The organism is Stenotrophomonas sp. pho (genome assembly GCF_006228405.1).
GTDB classification, from domain to species: Bacteria; Pseudomonadota; Gammaproteobacteria; order Xanthomonadales; family Xanthomonadaceae; genus Stenotrophomonas; species Stenotrophomonas sepilia.
Window position 1 is genome coordinate 355,001 of record NZ_CP029759.1, and the last position, 17,438, is coordinate 372,438.

The window sequence follows — 17,438 nt, forward strand, 5'->3', positions numbered from 1 at the left end:
AATTCTCAGGCGCTTGAGAGAACTCGGGTGAAGGAACTAGGCAACATGGCACCGTAACTTCGGGAGAAGGTGCACCCTTTTTGGTGGCTCGTGCGAGCTATAGCTGAAGAGGGTCGCAGTAACCAGGCCGCTGCGACTGTTTATCAAAAACACAGCACTCTGCAAACACGAAAGTGGACGTATAGGGTGTGACGCCTGCCCGGTGCTGGAAGGTTAATTGATGGGGTCAGCCGCAAGGCGAAGCTCTTGATCGAAGCCCCAGTAAACGGCGGCCGTAACTATAACGGTCCTAAGGTAGCGAAATTCCTTGTCGGGTAAGTTCCGACCTGCACGAATGGCGTAACGACAGCGGCGCTGTCTCCACCCGAGACTCAGTGAAATTGAAATCGCTGTGAAGATGCAGCGTTCCCGTGGCAAGACGGAAAGACCCCGTGAACCTTTACTATAGCTTTACACTGAACGTTGAGTTCGTCTGTGTAGGATAGGTGGGAGGCTATGAAACCATGGCGCTAGCTGTGGTGGAGCCATCCTTGAAATACCACCCTGTCGTGCTTGACGTTCTAACCTGGGCCCATTATCTGGGTCGGGGACCGTGTATGGTGGGTAGTTTGACTGGGGCGGTCTCCTCCTAAAGAGTAACGGAGGAGCTCGAAGGTACGCTCAGCGCGGTCGGACATCGCGCACTGTGTGCAAAGGCATAAGCGTGCTTGACTGCAAGATCGACGGATCAAGCAGGTAGGAAACTAGGACTTAGTGATCCGGTGGTTCTGTATGGAAGGGCCATCGCTCAACGGATAAAAGGTACTCCGGGGATAACAGGCTGATACCGCCCAAGAGTTCATATCGACGGCGGTGTTTGGCACCTCGATGTCGGCTCATCACATCCTGGGGCTGTAGTCGGTCCCAAGGGTATGGCTGTTCGCCATTTAAAGTGGTACGCGAGCTGGGTTCAGAACGTCGTGAGACAGTTCGGTCCCTATCTGCCATGGGCGTTGGAGATTTGAGAGGGGCTGCTCCTAGTACGAGAGGACCGGAGTGGACGAACCTCTGGTGTTCCGGTTGTCACGCCAGTGGCATTGCCGGGTAGCTATGTTCGGAAGCGATAACCGCTGAAAGCATCTAAGCGGGAAGCGCGCCTCAAGATGAGATCTCCCGGGGCACAAGCCCCCTGAAGGAACCATGTAGACTACGTGGTTGATAGGTCAGGTGTGTAAGTACAGCAATGTATTGAGCTAACTGATACTAATGATCCGTGCGGCTTGACCATATAACCTCAAGTTGCCTTGGCTTTACGACAGCGTCGTAAGAGCATCCAAGTGCACGCTACGTCACAAGAACTATGCGAGGCTGGCGCCTTGTCCCCAGGGACGAGTGCGACACTCCAAAAGCCTCCCTGGTGAAATTAGCGCTGTGGAACCACCCGATCCCATCCCGAACTCGGAAGTGAAACGCAGCTGCGCCGATGGTAGTGTGGCTCAAGCCATGCGAGAGTAGGTCATCGCCAGGGTTTACACCCGAGAACCCCGCTGCATGCGCAGCGGGGTTTTCCTTTTTTTGCAGGCACCTGGTTTCGACCTGGACTTGCAGCAACAACTTCACGAAGAGCTTCAAGTTCCTCAAACAAGTTGTTGACAAAGCTGAAAGGCCTGCCATAATAGGCGGCTCGCAACGACGAACGGCTCTCGGGCCCAACGACGAAGCAGCATCGGCAACAACGTCCACTCCGGTGAGACGGCCTTGAAAAAAGGTGTTGACGAAGCGGAAAAGCCGGCTATAATGGGTGGCTCGCTGCGAAGGAAACTTCGCAGCACACGGGAACGGCGCTGAGGCCACTTCCCCGGATCTTTGAAAGTATGCGCAGGTATCTTGTGAAGGCGCCTGCAGGAAGGATGATTGTCCATCTTGCAGACGTTTGATCAAGCAACTATTAATTGTTTTAAAGCAAGCGATACGTTGCCAGAATCAATCATCTGCAGCTTTAAATTTTGATCTTCGGATCATGTAGTTTTAAGTGAAGAGTTTGATCCTGGCTCAGAGTGAACGCTGGCGGTAGGCCTAACACATGCAAGTCGAACGGCAGCACAGGAGAGCTTGCTCTCTGGGTGGCGAGTGGCGGACGGGTGAGGAATACATCGGAATCTACTCTGTCGTGGGGGATAACGTAGGGAAACTTACGCTAATACCGCATACGACCTACGGGTGAAAGCAGGGGACCTTCGGGCCTTGCGCGATTGAATGAGCCGATGTCGGATTAGCTAGTTGGCGGGGTAAAGGCCCACCAAGGCGACGATCCGTAGCTGGTCTGAGAGGATGATCAGCCACACTGGAACTGAGACACGGTCCAGACTCCTACGGGAGGCAGCAGTGGGGAATATTGGACAATGGGCGCAAGCCTGATCCAGCCATACCGCGTGGGTGAAGAAGGCCTTCGGGTTGTAAAGCCCTTTTGTTGGGAAAGAAATCCAGCTGGCTAATACCCGGTTGGGATGACGGTACCCAAAGAATAAGCACCGGCTAACTTCGTGCCAGCAGCCGCGGTAATACGAAGGGTGCAAGCGTTACTCGGAATTACTGGGCGTAAAGCGTGCGTAGGTGGTCGTTTAAGTCCGTTGTGAAAGCCCTGGGCTCAACCTGGGAACTGCAGTGGATACTGGGCGACTAGAATGTGGTAGAGGGTAGCGGAATTCCTGGTGTAGCAGTGAAATGCGTAGAGATCAGGAGGAACATCCATGGCGAAGGCAGCTACCTGGACCAACATTGACACTGAGGCACGAAAGCGGGGAGCAAACAGGATTAGATACCCTGGTAGTCCACGCCCTAAACGATGCGAACTGGATGTTGGGTGCAATTTGGCACGCAGTATCGAAGCTAACGCGTTAAGTTCGCCGCCTGGGAGTACGGTCGCAAGACTGAAACTCAAAGGAATTGACGGGGGCCCGCACAAGCGGTGGAGTATGTGGTTTAATTCGATGCAACGCGAAGAACCTTACCTGGCCTTGACATGTCGAGAACTTTCCAGAGATGGATTGGTGCCTTCGGGAACTCGAACACAGGTGCTGCATGGCTGTCGTCAGCTCGTGTCGTGAGATGTTGGGTTAAGTCCCGCAACGAGCGCAACCCTTGTCCTTAGTTGCCAGCACGTAATGGTGGGAACTCTAAGGAGACCGCCGGTGACAAACCGGAGGAAGGTGGGGATGACGTCAAGTCATCATGGCCCTTACGGCCAGGGCTACACACGTACTACAATGGTAGGGACAGAGGGCTGCAAGCCGGCGACGGTAAGCCAATCCCAGAAACCCTATCTCAGTCCGGATTGGAGTCTGCAACTCGACTCCATGAAGTCGGAATCGCTAGTAATCGCAGATCAGCATTGCTGCGGTGAATACGTTCCCGGGCCTTGTACACACCGCCCGTCACACCATGGGAGTTTGTTGCACCAGAAGCAGGTAGCTTAACCTTCGGGAGGGCGCTTGCCACGGTGTGGCCGATGACTGGGGTGAAGTCGTAACAAGGTAGCCGTATCGGAAGGTGCGGCTGGATCACCTCCTTTTGAGCAAAGACAGCATCGTCCTGTCGGGCGTCTTCACAAAGTACCTGCATTCAGAGATTTGCATCGGCCAGGCCGGTGTGAGATGTCCCTTTCTGGGGCCTTAGCTCAGCTGGGAGAGCACCTGCTTTGCAAGCAGGGGGTCGTCGGTTCGATCCCGACAGGCTCCACCAGGGAGATTAAGAAACAAGCTCCGGGTCTGTAGCTCAGGTGGTTAGAGCGCACCCCTGATAAGGGTGAGGTCGGTGGTTCGAGTCCTCCCAGACCCACCATTCTCTGAATGACGCATACATTCGATCTTTATACGCATCAGCACTGTGGCTGGTACGTGTTCTTTTAAAACTTGTGACGTAGCGAGCGTTTGAGATGTTCTATCAGACGTGTCGTGAGGCTAAGGCGAGAGACGCAAGTCTCTTTATTGATTGAGTCGTTATATTCGTATCCGGGCTTTGTACCCCCGGGTCATATGTAACCCAAGGCAACTTGCGGTTATATGGTCAAGCGAATAAGCGCACACGGTGGATGCCTTGGCGGTCAGAGGCGATGAAGGACGTGGCAGCCTGCGAAAAGTATCGGGGAGCTGGCAACAAGCTTTGATCCGGTAATGTCCGAATGGGGAAACCCACCCGCTTGCGGGTATCCTGCAGTGAATACATAGCTGCTGGAAGCGAACCTGGTGAACTGAAATATCTAAGTAACCAGAGGAAAAGAAATCAACCGAGATTCCGTAAGTAGCGACGAGCGAACGCGGACTAGCCCTTAAGCTGATTTGGTTCTAGGAAAACGCTCTGGAAAGAGCGGCCATAGAAGGTGATAGCCCTGTATCTGAAAGGGCCATTTCAGTGAAGACGAGTAGGGCGGGGCACGTGAAACCCTGTCTGAACATGGGGGACCATCCTCCAAGGCTAAATACTACTGACCGACCGATAGTGAACCAGTACCGTGAGGGAAAGGCGAAAAGAACCCCGGAGAGGGGAGTGAAATAGAACCTGAAACCGTGTGCGTACAAGCAGTAGGAGCTCCGCAAGGAGTGACTGCGTACCTTTTGTATAATGGGTCAGCGACTTACTGTTCGTGGCAAGCTTAACCGTATAGGGGAGGCGAAGGGAAACCGAGTCTGATAAGGGCGCATAGTCGCGGGCAGTAGACCCGAAACCGGGTGATCTAGTCATGCCCAGGGTGAAGGTGCGGTAACACGCACTGGAGGCCCGAACCCACTCCCGTTGCAAAGGTAGGGGATGAGGTGTGATTAGGAGTGAAAAGCTAATCGAACCCGGAGATAGCTGGTTCTCCTCGAAAGCTATTTAGGTAGCGCCTCATATGTATCCTCTCGGGGTAGAGCACTGTTATGGCTAGGGGGTCATCGCGACTTACCAAACCATTGCAAACTCCGAATACCGAGACGGACTGTATGGGAGACACACGGCGGGTGCTAACGTCCGTCGTGAAAAGGGAAACAACCCAGACCCACAGCTAAGGTCCCAAATTTTGTGCTAAGTGGAAAACCATGTGGAAAGGCACAGACAGCCAGGAGGTTGGCTTAGAAGCAGCCACCCTTTAAAGAAAGCGTAATAGCTCACTGGTCGAGTCGGTCTGCGGGAAGATTTAACGGGGCTAAGCACAGAACCGAAGCTTGGGGTGCATAACTTTGTTATGCGCGGTAGAGGAGCGTTCCGTAAGCCGTTGAAGGTGGATTGAGAAGTCTGCTGGAGGTATCGGAAGTGCGAATGCTGACATGAGTAACGATAATGCGGGTGAAAAACCCGCACGCCGAAAGCCCAAGGTTTCCTTGCGCAACGTTAATCGGCGCAGGGTGAGTCGGCCCCTAAGGCGAGGACGAAAGTCGTAGTCGATGGGAAGCAGGTTAATATTCCTGCACCTCGCGTAAGTGCGATGGAGGGACGGAGAAGGTTAGGTGTACCAGGCGTTGGTTGTCCTGGGGAAAGGCGGTAGGTTTGGATCTTTGGCAAATCCGGGATCCTCTAAGACCGAGCACCGAGACGAGCCTTTATGGCAAAGTCACTGATACCACGCTTCCAGGAAAAGCTCCTAAGCTTCAGCTTACGCAGACCGTACCGTAAACCGACACAGGTGGGTAGGATGAGAATTCTCAGGCGCTTGAGAGAACTCGGGTGAAGGAACTAGGCAACATGGCACCGTAACTTCGGGAGAAGGTGCACCCTTTTTGGTGGCTCGTGCGAGCTATAGCTGAAGAGGGTCGCAGTAACCAGGCCGCTGCGACTGTTTATCAAAAACACAGCACTCTGCAAACACGAAAGTGGACGTATAGGGTGTGACGCCTGCCCGGTGCTGGAAGGTTAATTGATGGGGTCAGCCGCAAGGCGAAGCTCTTGATCGAAGCCCCAGTAAACGGCGGCCGTAACTATAACGGTCCTAAGGTAGCGAAATTCCTTGTCGGGTAAGTTCCGACCTGCACGAATGGCGTAACGACAGCGGCGCTGTCTCCACCCGAGACTCAGTGAAATTGAAATCGCTGTGAAGATGCAGCGTTCCCGTGGCAAGACGGAAAGACCCCGTGAACCTTTACTATAGCTTTACACTGAACGTTGAGTTCGTCTGTGTAGGATAGGTGGGAGGCTATGAAACCATGGCGCTAGCTGTGGTGGAGCCATCCTTGAAATACCACCCTGTCGTGCTTGACGTTCTAACCTGGGCCCATTATCTGGGTCGGGGACCGTGTATGGTGGGTAGTTTGACTGGGGCGGTCTCCTCCTAAAGAGTAACGGAGGAGCTCGAAGGTACGCTCAGCGCGGTCGGACATCGCGCACTGTGTGCAAAGGCATAAGCGTGCTTGACTGCAAGATCGACGGATCAAGCAGGTAGGAAACTAGGACTTAGTGATCCGGTGGTTCTGTATGGAAGGGCCATCGCTCAACGGATAAAAGGTACTCCGGGGATAACAGGCTGATACCGCCCAAGAGTTCATATCGACGGCGGTGTTTGGCACCTCGATGTCGGCTCATCACATCCTGGGGCTGTAGTCGGTCCCAAGGGTATGGCTGTTCGCCATTTAAAGTGGTACGCGAGCTGGGTTCAGAACGTCGTGAGACAGTTCGGTCCCTATCTGCCATGGGCGTTGGAGATTTGAGAGGGGCTGCTCCTAGTACGAGAGGACCGGAGTGGACGAACCTCTGGTGTTCCGGTTGTCACGCCAGTGGCATTGCCGGTAGCTATGTTCGGAAGCGATAACCGCTGAAAGCATCTAAGCGGGAAGCGCGCCTCAAGATGAGATCTCCCGGGCACAAGCCCCCTGAAGGAACCATGTAGACTACGTGGTTGATAGGTCAGGTGTGTAAGTACAGCAATGTATTGAGCTAACTGATACTAATGATCCGTGCGGCTTGACCATATAAACCTCAAGTTGCCTTGGCTTTACGACAGCGTCGTAAGAGCATCAAGTGCACGCTACGTCACAAGAACTATGCGAGGCTGGCGCCTTGTCCACAGGGACGAGTGCGACACTCCAAAAGCCTCCTGGTGAAATTAGCGCTGTGGAACCACCCGATCCCATCCGAACTCGGAAGTGAAACGCAGCTGCGCCGATGGTAGTGTGGCTCAAGCCATGCGAGAGTAGGTCATCGCCAGGGTTTATACCCAAAACCCCGCTGCTGACGCAGCGGGGTTTTCCTTATTAAGTGAAGGCATTGCCTTTCTGGATACCTTCCGCCCAAGGGCAAGATCGCGAAGCTGGCGCTGCAAGCGCTGCTGCAACCGTCTCCCTGGTGAAATTAGCGCTGTGGAACCACCCGATCCCATCCCGAACTCGGAAGTGAAACGCAGCTGCGCCGATGGTAGTGTGGCTCAAGCCATGCGAGAGTAGGTCATCGCCAGGGTTTACACCCAAAACCCCGCTGCTCGCGCAGCGGGGTTTTTCTTTGCGCGCAGTAATACAGGTAGTACCAGCCGCTGGCCGGCAACCCGATGGCGTTACATCGCCCGCTAGATCCACGCCCTGCCTGGATGCCCTCTGCGAGGAAGCATGGCGCCAACCAAGGTCGGCCGCTACCAATCGATTGCCGGCCAGCGGCCGGCACTACCGGCAGATCCACACCAGTCGTGGATCTGCCGCCGACGGTATGCAAAAGAAAAGCGGCGCCCCAGTGGGGCGCCGCTCTGCTCTCAACAATGCTCAGTCGAGCATGGCCCGACTTTATTTGGCCGAAGCCTTGTCCTTCATCATCGCGTCGCGGGCCGCCTTGAACGGGTTGCCTGCATACCAGTTCGGCCAACGATCACCACCGGCCAGTTCCTTGCCCACGCCGTACATCAGCTGCAGGTCTTCAACGGTGCCGTCCAGTTTCCAGGTGGCCGCGTCGAACTCGTCCTTCGGGCCATGGTAGCGGTTGGCGCCGTAGTCCGCCGCGGCCTTGCGGCCCGCTTCCACGCCACCCTCGCGCAGGTCCTCGCCGCCATCGGCGTACAGGGCCGGCACACCGGCCTTGGCGAAGTTGAAGTGATCCGAGCGGAAGTAGAAGCCGCTTTGCACCGAGGTCTCACCGTGCAGCGTACGGTCCTGGGCGGCGGCCAACGGCTTGAGGATGTCCTCCAGCTCCGAGCTGCCGAAGCCGGTGACGGTCACGTCCTTGGCACGGCCGGCCACCGACATCGCATCGATGTTGATCACGCCGGCGATCTTGTCCAGCGGGAAGGTCGGATGGGCGACGTAGTACTTCGAACCCAGCAGGCCGGATTCTTCCAGGGTCACGGCCAGGAACACCACCGAACGCTCCGGCTTCGGGTCCTGGTGGGCCATGGCTTCGGCCACTTCGAGAATGCCGGCGACGCCGGTCGCATTATCGACGGCGCCGTTGTAGATGTTGTCGCCGGTCTCGCCCTCATGCTTGCCCAGGTGATCCCAGTGCGCCATGTACAGCACCGCCTCGTCAGCGCGCTTGCTACCCGGCAGCACACCCACCACGTTGCGCGACTGCTTCTGTGCGATCTGGCTCTTCAGGTCGACCGCAGCGGTGGCCTTCAGCGGCACCGGCTTGAAGCCGCGCTTGCTGGCGTCCTTGTAGGCCTGCGCCAGGTCCAGGCCGGCACCGGCAAACAGGGCCTTGGCCGCGTCGGCGCTCAGCCAGCCCTGCACCGGGATACGCGCATCCGGATCATCCTTGGCCGGCAGGTCGTACTGCGGGCCAGCCCAGGAATTCTTCACCACGTCCCAGCCGTAGGAGGCGCCGGCGGTGTCGTGCACGATCAGTGCAGCAGCGGCGCCCTTGCGCGCGGCCTCCTCGAACTTGTAGGTCCAGCGCCCGTAGTAGGTCATGCGCTTGCCGTCGAACAGCTTCTCGTCGTCGACATGGAAGCCCGGGTCGTTGACGAACATGACGACCGTCTTGCCCTTCCAGTCCTGCCCGGCGTAATCGTTCCACTTCTGCTCCGGTGCATCGACGCCGTAGCCGACGAACACCAGGTCGCTGGCATCGACCTTCACCTCGGCCTGGCCGGTGCGGGTACCCACCACCATGTCGGTGCCGAACTTCAGCTCGGTGGTCTTGCCGCCCTGGGTGATCTTCAGCACGGTCGATTCGTCGGCCGTGGTCTCGGTCATCGGCACATCCTGGAACCAGCTGTCGCCGTTGCCGGGCTGCAGGCCGATGCGCTGCATCTGGTCGCGGATGTAGTTGACCGTCAGCTCTTCACCCTTGCTGCCCGGGGCGCGGCCTTCGAACTCATCCGAGGCCAGCGTCTTGACCATCTCGGCGAAGTCGCCGGCATTGATCTCCGGGGAGAACGAATGGGCGGCCGGCTTCGCCGCAGCGGTGTCGGTGGCCGGCGCGGCGGCGGGCGTGTTTTCGCCTTTGCAGGCACTGAGCGCGGCCGCGGCGGCCAGGCACAGGAGGAGTTTGCGGGGCATCGTCGATTCCTGGAGAACAAAGGGCGGCCGCACCTGATGCGCGACCGGTAACAGTGAGTATCACCGAACCGGCAGGTCCGGCGGGTTCAGTCCGCCGGGGCGGTTTCGGTGTCGAACGGAATTGGCTCGGCGCCGGTCACCGGGCCGATGCGAGCGGAGCGATGCACGTACAGCACCACTTCGCGCTCGAACTGCAGGGGGCCGTTGACCACCGCATTCGGGCCGATGATCACGCGCGGCTTGCGGCTGGCGGTCAGCGAGACACTGAAGTTCGGCTTGCGCACATGCACACCGCCGTTGACCTGCGAACCGATACCGACGGTGATGTCACCATTGACGGTCTCCACGTCCTTGCCGACGCGGCTCTCGACCAGGCCGATGCCGCCGTTCACGGTCTCGACGCCGCCTTCGATCTGGCTGCCGCGATCAGTGAAGATGCTGCCGTTGACGGTGCTGACGCCGCCACTGGCGATCACTTCACGACCCAGGCGCACACCGCCGTTGACCGTTTCGATCTTGCCGGTGCGCGCGCGGTCGGCGACCTTCACCCCGCCGTTGACGGTGTCGATGCTGCCGGTCTCGACGCCTTCGCCGACGCGGATGCCGCCGTTGACGGTGTCGAGCTTGCCGTAGCGTTGACCGGGTTCGGCGCTGATGCTGCCGTTGACCTTGCTGATGTTCTCCTGCGCACAGACCGGCCCGGTGGCCAGCAGTACGCCCAACAGCAGCGGAATGGAAAGAGTTTTCATGGCGACCTCGATGGATGTGCGGCTGGCAGGCCGCGTGCGGAGATGTCACCATTCCCCGGTAACCCCCGCAACTGCCTGAAGTCACTGGAAAGCCCTTGCGCGACAACGCCTTCCCATCACGCCGACATCACATCGCCGCTGCCCGCGGCGGTCGCTGCCTGCTGCTGGGGCTGGCGTTGGCGCTGGCCCTGCCGCTGCCCAGCGGTGCGCAGACCACCCGCGAGACCGAGCGCAAGCTGCAGAAACTGCGAACCGAATTGAAGGGCGTGGCGCAGGAGCGACGGCAGATCGAGGGCCAGCGCGGGCAGGCATCGCAACAACTGCGCGAGGCCGACGAGAAGGTAGCCCGCACCGGCCGTGCCCTTGCGCAGACGGAAGCCGCGCTGCGCGAGCAGGGCCGCGCCCTTGCCGAAGCCGAGCAGCGCCGCAGCACGCTGCAGGGCAACCTGGCCCAGCAGCACCGCGAACTGGCCGGGCTGTTGCGCGCGGCATATCAGCTGGGCAACCACGCACCGCTGAAGCTGCTGCTGTCGCAGGACACGGTGGCCGATGCCAACCGCGCCCTGGCCTACCATCGCTACCTGCAGCGCGAGCGTGCGCAGCGGATCACCACGCTGACCGCCGACCTGAAGGAGCTGGAAGCGCTTCAGGCGCAGATCGCCGAGCGCAAGCAGAAGCTGCAGGGGACGCAGCAGGACCAGAAACAGCAGGCAGCCGCCCTGGAAGCGGACCGCCGCGATCGCGCAAAGACCGTTGCCTCGCTGGAAGAGCGCTTCAAGGACCAGCGTGAGAAGGAACAGGCACTGGGCCAGGACGCCAAGGCACTGGAAACGCTGCTGGCCAACCTGCGTGCCGCTGCCGCGCGGGCCGAAGCCGAGCGGCGCGCCGCTGCACGCCGGGCCGCCGCCGAGAAAGCCGCTGCCGAGCGCGCCGCACGCCAGGCCGCCGCGCAGGGCCGTCCACCGCCGCCCACCAAGGTTCCACCTGCGGTGGCGTCGGCACCGGCGCCGAAGGTCGGCGGCCTGGGGTGGCCGTTGTCCGGCAACCTGCTGGCCCGCTATGGCGGCAAGCTGCCCGATGGGCGCACCAGCAGCGGTGTGCTGATCGGCGCGCCAGCCGGCAGCACGGTCACGGCCGTGGCCGATGGCACCGTGGTGTTCTCCGACTGGATGACCGGCTACGGCATGATCCTGATCGTCGACCACGGCAACGGCTACATGAGCCTTTACGCGCATAACGACACCCTGCTGAAGGATGCTGGCGCGCGGGTCAGCCGCGGCGATGCGGTGGCCAAGGTCGGCAATTCCGGCGGCCAGGGCGTCACCGCGCTGTACTTCGAGCTGCGCCGTGGCGGGCAACCGGTCAACCCGGACAGCTGGCTGCAGCGGCGCTGAATCCTGGCCCGCCGGATGCGGGCCGGATTCAACGGGAATTTAGCTGTGCTTCGCGCATAATCGGTGCATGTGCCTTGGGCACCATGCCACCGTCGACAGGAGTGATCCATGCGCGCAGCCCGTACCGCCACCCTCTTGCTGGCCCTGTTGCCAGCGCTGTCCTGGGCGCAGCAGACCGCGCCCGCCCCCAGCCCGGAAACCAGCGGGCAGGCAGCGAACAGCGAGGAGGCGGTGACCTCGAAGGTGCCGCTGGAGGAAATCCGCCGTTTCGTGGCCGTGTACAACGCGGTGCGCGCCGCCTATGTCGACCCGGTCGATGACAAGAAGCTGATGCAGTCAGCCGTGCGTGGCCTGCTGCTCGACCTTGATCCGCACAGCACCTACTTCAACAAGGAAGACGCGCAGGCCTTCGACGAGCAGGCCAACGGTGCCTACGAGGGCATCGGCGTGGAGCTGCAGCAGCAGCCGGACAACGCCAGCATGAAGGTGATCGCGCCGATCGACGACACGCCGGCAGCCAAGGCCGGCATCCTTGCCGGCGATTTGATCATCGCCATCGACGGCAAGCCGATCAGCGCGATCGATGCCAGCGAACCGCTGCGTGGGCCGGCCGGCAGCAAGGTGGTGCTGACCATCGTGCGTGATGGCAAGCCGAAGCCGTTCGATGTCAGCCTGACCCGCCAGACCATCCGCGTGACCAGCGTGCGCAGCCGCCTGCTCGAGCCGGGCTATGGCTATATCCGCCTGAGCACCTTCCAGGCCGATACCGGCTCGGATTTCCAGAAGCATGTGCAGCAGCTGCAGAAGCAGTCCGGTGGCCAGCTCAAGGGCCTGGTGCTGGATCTGCGCAGCAACCCGGGTGGCCTGCTGACCGCTGCGGTGCAGGTCGCCGACGATCTGCTCGACAAGGGCAACATCGTCAGCACCCGTGGCCGCATCAGCATCAGCGACGCCCGATTCGACGCGACCCCGGGCGACCTGCTGAAGGGCGCACCGGTGGTGGTGCTGGCCGATGCCGGTTCGGCCAGCGCCTCGGAAGTGCTGGCCGGCGCGCTGCGCGACAACAAGCGCGCCCGCGTAGTGGGCAGCCGCACCTTCGGCAAGGGCTCGGTGCAGACCGTGCTGCCGCTGGACAACGGCGATTCGGTGAAGCTGACCACCGCGCGCTACTACACGCCCAGCGGCAAGTCGATCCAGGCCACCGGCATCGTGCCGGATGTGGAGTTGAAGCCCGCCGCCACCCCGGCGGAGGATGCCCTGCCGGCCAGCCTGAGCGATTACAGCGAAGCCACCCTGCCAGGCCATCTGCGCGGCGACGACGAAGGCACCGAGGGCTACCACGCCGGTGCGGTGCTGCCGGGCGACGGCCCGATCAACGACGCGCTGGCCGAGCTGAAGAACCCCGGTTCGGTGGCCGCACGGTTGAAGGCCGAGGCCGCGAAGGCGGATGCCGCCAAGGCCGCGAAGGCCGCTGCGGTGAAGCCCGAAGCCAAGCTGGAGGCGAAGGTCGAACCGAAGGCAGACAGCACGCCGGAAGCCAAGCCCGCTCCTGTGCCGGCCAAGCCTTGATTCCTGGTCTACGAACGAGCGGCTGAGCGTGGAGCCGGCCAGCGGCCGGCTCTACCTGGATCAGAAGCCGTGCCGCTTGCGCAGGCGGCGCGCGATCGCGGCGCGTACATAGACCCCGTACACGACGCCGAACACGAAGCCGCCGATGTGCGCCCACCAGGCCACCATGCCGAAGCTCGGGCCGATGTGGGCGAACACCACTTGCAGCGCCGCCCAGACGCCGATCAGCAGGTACGCCGGGGCGCGCACGAACTCCAGGAACAGGCCGAGCGGGATCACCACGCCCAGCCGCGCGCCCGGGAACAGGGCCAGATAGGCGCCGATCAGGGCCGACACCGCGCCGCTGGCGCCGATGATGATCTGGTCCGGGCTGCCCATGGTGTAGATCGCGACCAGGTTCGACACTGCGCCGCCGACCAGGAACAGCAGCAGCAGCCGCCACGGCCCCAGCACCCGCTCGGCGGGCAGGCCGAAGATTAACAGGAACACCAGGTTGCCCAGCAGGTGCGACCAGTCCGCGTGCAGGAACAGGGCGGTGAACAGCCGCAGCACGCTGCCGTCCTGCAGCGTCGCCCACCAGTCCAGCGGGTGGGTCAGACCGGTGGACAGCGCGCCCCAGTCCAGCCAGAGGCTGCCGCGGGCATCGTCCGGACGCGAGATCGACCACAGGAACGCCAGCCACAATGACGCGAACAGCACGGGCGTGGCCCAGCGCAGGGCCGCCTTCTTGCGGGACGGGAGCGAGACGAACATGCCAATAGCCTAGCGTGCGGCCACTTTCGGTGGGGACGGTCCTGTTCAGCTTTTGAGACGAAAAAACCGCCTGCGCTGTTATTGTTTCATTAACAGCTCTGGGTAATACTCGCATACGGCGTCGTATGTCGGGAGGGGAATCCGGCGCGCTCCGATGGGTCCCAGGACCCGGCGGGCGCAGGCGCACTCAGAGCACCATCAACGCTTACCGGAGAGAGAGAACTACGATGCAAACCGCTTCCACCATTGCCCGACTGACCCTGCTGGCCGTCGGCGTTGCCGGTGCGCTGGCCGCCGCCGATGCCAATGCTGCCGCCTTCCAGCTGAAGGAAAACAGCGCCAAGGGCCTGGGCCGCGCGTTCGCCGGCTCCACCTCGACCGAAGGTGACGCCTCGGTCATCGCCACCAACCCGGCCTCCATGCGCCTGCTCGACGGCACCCTGGTCCAGGGCGACGTCAGTGCCATCAGCTTCGGCGCCAAGTTCCGCGGCCAGGGCAAGTACGGCAACGGCGCGCCGATTTCCGGTGGCAACGGCGGCGACGCCGGCATGATCGCCCCGGTTCCGGCCGCGTACTTCCACGTGCCGTTCGGCGAGAACGACAACATGCACTTCGGTGCTTCGCTGACCGTGCCGTTCGGCTTCAAGACCGAATACGACCGCGACTGGGTCGGCCGCTACAACGGCGTCAAGACCGAGCTGCAGGCCATCGACCTGGGCGTGGCGTTCTCCTATGACGTCAACCCGTACCTGTCGTTCGGTGCTTCGGTGTTCGCCGAGCGCCTGAACGTCGACCTGACCAGCGCTGTCGATACCGGCACCGCGATCAACGCCACGGCCCAGCGCACCGCTGCGGCGCGTGTGCTGGCTGCCGGCGGCACTGCGGCCCAGGCTGCGGCGGCCTCGCAGGCCGCTGCACGCCAGGCCGCGCAGCTCGGCTTCTCGCCGGGCACCGCCGATGGCTACCTGCGCATCAAGGGCGACGAAGTGTCGGTCGGCTACACCCTGGGCATGACGGTCACCCCGGTGGAAGGCACCAACATCGCCTTCAGCTACCGCTCGAAGGTCGAGCACAAGATCACCGATGGCAAGGCCGACTTCACCATCCCGCAGAACGCTGCCGCCTTCCTGGCCACTGCTGCCCCGGGTACCTTCATCGACAGCAACGGCCGCGCCACCATCACCCTGCCGGCCAGCGCCACCGTGGGCTTCACCCACCGCGTGAACGACCAGTGGCAGATCATGGCCGAGGTCACGCGCACGGCGTGGAGCAAGTTCGACCAGGTCACCGTCGACTATGACTCCAACCAGCCGGACAGCGTGCTGCCGTTCCACTACCGCGACACCACCTTCGCGTCGATCGGTACCGATTTCCGCGTGAACGACAAGCTGACCCTGCGTGGCGGCCTGGCCTACGACCAGACCCCGACCACCGACGCCCACCGTGACGTGCTCGTGCCGGACACCACCCGCAAGTGGCTGTCGCTGGGCCTGACCTACGCCGCTTCGGACAAGATGGAATACAGCGTGGGTTACACCCACCTGTTCACCAAGGATCCGAACATCACCTCGACCTCGGCCACTGCCAACACCGTGACCGGCAAGTACAAGGTGAGCGGCGACGTGCTGGCGGCGTCGATGCAGTACAAGTTCTGATTCGGGCGATTGCCTGAAGCAGTACGAGGAGAGCCCCGCGCAAGCGGGGCTTTCTTTTTGCGGAGGGTATCCACGCATGGCATGGTTCTGCTGGTCCGACGACGCAGGGCGTGGATCTACGCGACAATGGTGCGATGAACCTGTCCGACCCGAGCTTCCAGCTGGAGCTGGCCGCCAACATCGCCGTCGCCGGCTCGATCCTGCTGGCCGGCCGCAACAACGTGCACACCTGGTGGCTGGGCATCGTCGGCTGCGCATTGTTTGCGGCCGTGTTCGAGCGCTCGCACCTGTATGCGGACATGGTGCTGCAGTTCTTCTTCATCGCCATCAGCGTGCTGGGCTGGTGGCAGTGGCTGCGCGGCGACCATGGCGCGCCGCTGCCGATCACTGCGCTGCGGCCGCGGGCATGGGCCTGGCTGGCGCCGCTGGCGGTGGTGGCCACGTTCGGCTACGGCTGGATGCTGACCCGACTGACCAACGCCTATGCGCCTTACATCGATTCGGCGGTGCTGGTGCTGAGCGTGATCGCGCAGATCCTGATGATGCGGCGCAAGCTGGAATCGTGGTGGGTGTGGCTGCTGGTGAACACCGTGGCAGTGCCGCTGTACTACAGCCGTGGCCTGCATCTGACCTCGATCCTCTACATCGGTTTCTGGATAAACGCGCTGGTCGCCCTGCGCCATTGGCGGCACCTGATGCGGGACGAGGCCAGGGCGGCCGATGCCGCTGCCTGAGCGTGTCGAGCGCGGCCTGGTGGTGGGCAAGTTCTGCCCGCTGCATCTCGGTCACGAACGCCTGATCGACTTCGCCGCCACGCGCTGCCAGCAGCTGCTGGTGATCGGCTGGTCGCAGCCAGGCTTTGCCGGCTACAGCGCTGCTCGCCGCGAACGCTGGTTGCGTGCGCGCTTCCCCGGGCAACGGTGGCGGTGCTGGATGATGCGCGGCTGGCGGCCCTGTGTGCCGAACATGGCGTGCCGCCACGCGTGTTGCCGCACGACAGCAACAGCGAGCAAGTGCAGCGCATGTTCACCGCCTGGCTGTGCCAGCACCTGTTCGGTGGCCCGGTGCAGGCGGTATTCACCGGCGAGGACTACGGTGACGGCTTCGCGCAGGCGCTGGCCACGCACTTCGGTGCGCCGGTACGCCATGAGCGGCTCGAACGCGCATTGGACGCCGGGCAGGCGTGCGGCACCCAGCTGCGCGCCGATCCGCACGCGCACCGTCATGGTCTCGCACCGGAGGTGTACGCCGGATACGTGCAGCGCGTGGCCTTCATTGGTGGCGAGTCCAGTGGCAAGACCACGCTGGCTCGGGTGATGGCCGAGCGCCTGCAGACCGCCTGGGTGCCGGAGTATGGCCGCACGCTCTGGGAGCAGCAGGGCGGCGACCTGATGCCGGACGATCTGCTTCGTATCGCAATGACCCAGCCGCAGCATGAAGAAGAGGCTGCGCGGCGGGCACATCGCTGGCTGTTCTGCGATACCACGCCGCTGGTGACGCTGGGCTACAGCGGCTGGATGTCTGGTACGGCGCCGGAGGCACTGCGGCAGGCTGCATTGCGGCGATATGATCTGCTGTTCCTGTGCGCGCCGGATATTCCGTTCGACCAGGACGGCACACGGGTGGGGGAAGCATTCCGTGCGCAGCAGCATGCGTGGTACGTGCGCGAGCTGCAGGCGCGGGGCGTCGACCATGTGCTGCTGGAAGGCGATCTGGAGACGCGCATCGCGCGCATACAGCGCGAGCTGGCTAAGCGTGCGGACAACCGGTTCAGTGTCGCCCTGCCTCTGTAGCGCCGAGTCCATGCTCGGCTGCGCCAGGAAAGCCGAGCGTGGGCTCGGCTCTACAGGAAGCAAAGCACAAGAAACCCCGCTTTCGCGGGGTTTTTCG

Annotated in this window: 8 protein-coding genes, 2 tRNA genes and 6 rRNA genes (1 of these 16 cut by a window edge); 13 read left to right on the forward strand and 3 right to left on the reverse strand. The window is 61.7% G+C overall.

Going from position 1 to position 17,438, the window contains the following annotated elements:
- From DL544_RS01620 to rrf (DL544_RS01655), 8 genes are all read left to right on the forward strand, one after another.
- Positions 1-1,267, forward strand: a 23S ribosomal RNA gene (locus DL544_RS01620) (it extends 1,613 nt beyond the left edge of the window).
- Between the two features lie 125 nt (positions 1,268-1,392).
- Positions 1,393-1,507: ribosomal RNA gene (rrf, locus tag DL544_RS01625) — 5S ribosomal RNA — on the forward strand.
- 501 nt (positions 1,508-2,008) lie between these two features.
- Positions 2,009-3,550, forward strand: a 16S ribosomal RNA gene (locus DL544_RS01630).
- A gap of 94 nt (positions 3,551-3,644) precedes the next feature.
- Positions 3,645-3,720, forward strand: a tRNA-Ala gene (locus DL544_RS01635).
- A 22-nt stretch (positions 3,721-3,742) separates the two neighbouring features.
- A tRNA-Ile gene (locus tag DL544_RS01640) sits at positions 3,743-3,819 on the forward strand.
- Between the two features lie 223 nt (positions 3,820-4,042).
- Positions 4,043-6,917: ribosomal RNA gene (locus tag DL544_RS01645) — 23S ribosomal RNA — on the forward strand.
- A gap of 124 nt (positions 6,918-7,041) precedes the next feature.
- Positions 7,042-7,155 (forward strand): 5S ribosomal RNA (gene rrf, locus DL544_RS01650).
- A 131-nt stretch (positions 7,156-7,286) separates the two neighbouring features.
- Positions 7,287-7,401 (forward strand): 5S ribosomal RNA (gene rrf, locus DL544_RS01655).
- Together the 16S, 23S and 5S rRNA genes with 2 tRNA genes alongside form the textbook arrangement of a ribosomal RNA operon.
- A 317-nt stretch (positions 7,402-7,718) precedes the next feature.
- On the opposite strand, the gene DL544_RS01660 is transcribed toward rrf (DL544_RS01655), so the two are convergent.
- Both DL544_RS01660 and DL544_RS01665 read right to left on the reverse strand, forming a co-directional pair.
- The gene (locus DL544_RS01660) at positions 7,719-9,428 is read right to left on the reverse strand and encodes a M28 family metallopeptidase (RefSeq protein WP_139726638.1); all 1,710 of its coding nucleotides are present in this window, start codon (positions 9,426-9,428) and stop codon (positions 7,719-7,721) included.
- Positions 9,429-9,514: 86 nt separating this feature from the next.
- Positions 9,515-10,177: a DUF4097 family beta strand repeat-containing protein gene (locus tag DL544_RS01665; protein WP_005414989.1), complete on the reverse strand. Its 663-nt coding sequence runs from the start codon at positions 10,175-10,177 to the stop codon at positions 9,515-9,517.
- 95 nt (positions 10,178-10,272) lie between these two features.
- On the opposite strand from DL544_RS01665, the gene DL544_RS01670 reads away from it, so the two are divergent.
- Together DL544_RS01670 and DL544_RS01675 are read left to right on the forward strand one after the other, a co-directional pair.
- Complete coding sequence (locus DL544_RS01670) at positions 10,273-11,571, forward strand: murein hydrolase activator EnvC family protein (RefSeq protein ID WP_033834985.1); 1,299 nt, start codon at positions 10,273-10,275, stop codon at positions 11,569-11,571.
- Between the two features lie 108 nt (positions 11,572-11,679).
- Positions 11,680-13,140 (forward strand): S41 family peptidase, encoded by a 1,461-nt coding sequence (locus tag DL544_RS01675; RefSeq protein WP_139726639.1) that lies wholly within the window; start codon positions 11,680-11,682, stop codon positions 13,138-13,140.
- A gap of 60 nt (positions 13,141-13,200) precedes the next feature.
- Here DL544_RS01675 and DL544_RS01680 read toward each other — a convergent pair whose 3' ends face one another.
- Positions 13,201-13,893: a rhomboid family intramembrane serine protease gene (locus DL544_RS01680; protein WP_053498727.1), complete on the reverse strand. Its 693-nt coding sequence runs from the start codon at positions 13,891-13,893 to the stop codon at positions 13,201-13,203.
- 227 nt (positions 13,894-14,120) lie between these two features.
- Between DL544_RS01680 and DL544_RS01685 the strand changes: the two genes are divergently transcribed.
- The 3 genes from DL544_RS01685 to DL544_RS01695 all read left to right on the forward strand — a co-directional run bounded on the left by DL544_RS01685 (position 14,121) and on the right by DL544_RS01695 (position 17,341).
- On the forward strand, positions 14,121-15,548 hold the full coding sequence (locus DL544_RS01685; RefSeq protein WP_139726640.1) for an outer membrane protein transport protein: 1,428 nt from the start codon (positions 14,121-14,123) through the stop codon (positions 15,546-15,548).
- 134 nt (positions 15,549-15,682) lie between these two features.
- Positions 15,683-16,282, forward strand: coding sequence for a nicotinamide riboside transporter PnuC (gene pnuC / locus DL544_RS01690; protein ID WP_111173230.1), 600 nt, complete (start codon positions 15,683-15,685; stop codon positions 16,280-16,282).
- 186 nt (positions 16,283-16,468) lie between these two features.
- Positions 16,469-17,341: an AAA family ATPase gene (locus DL544_RS01695; protein WP_255313030.1), complete on the forward strand. Its 873-nt coding sequence runs from the start codon at positions 16,469-16,471 to the stop codon at positions 17,339-17,341.
- The last annotated feature ends 97 nt before the right edge of the window (positions 17,342-17,438 follow it).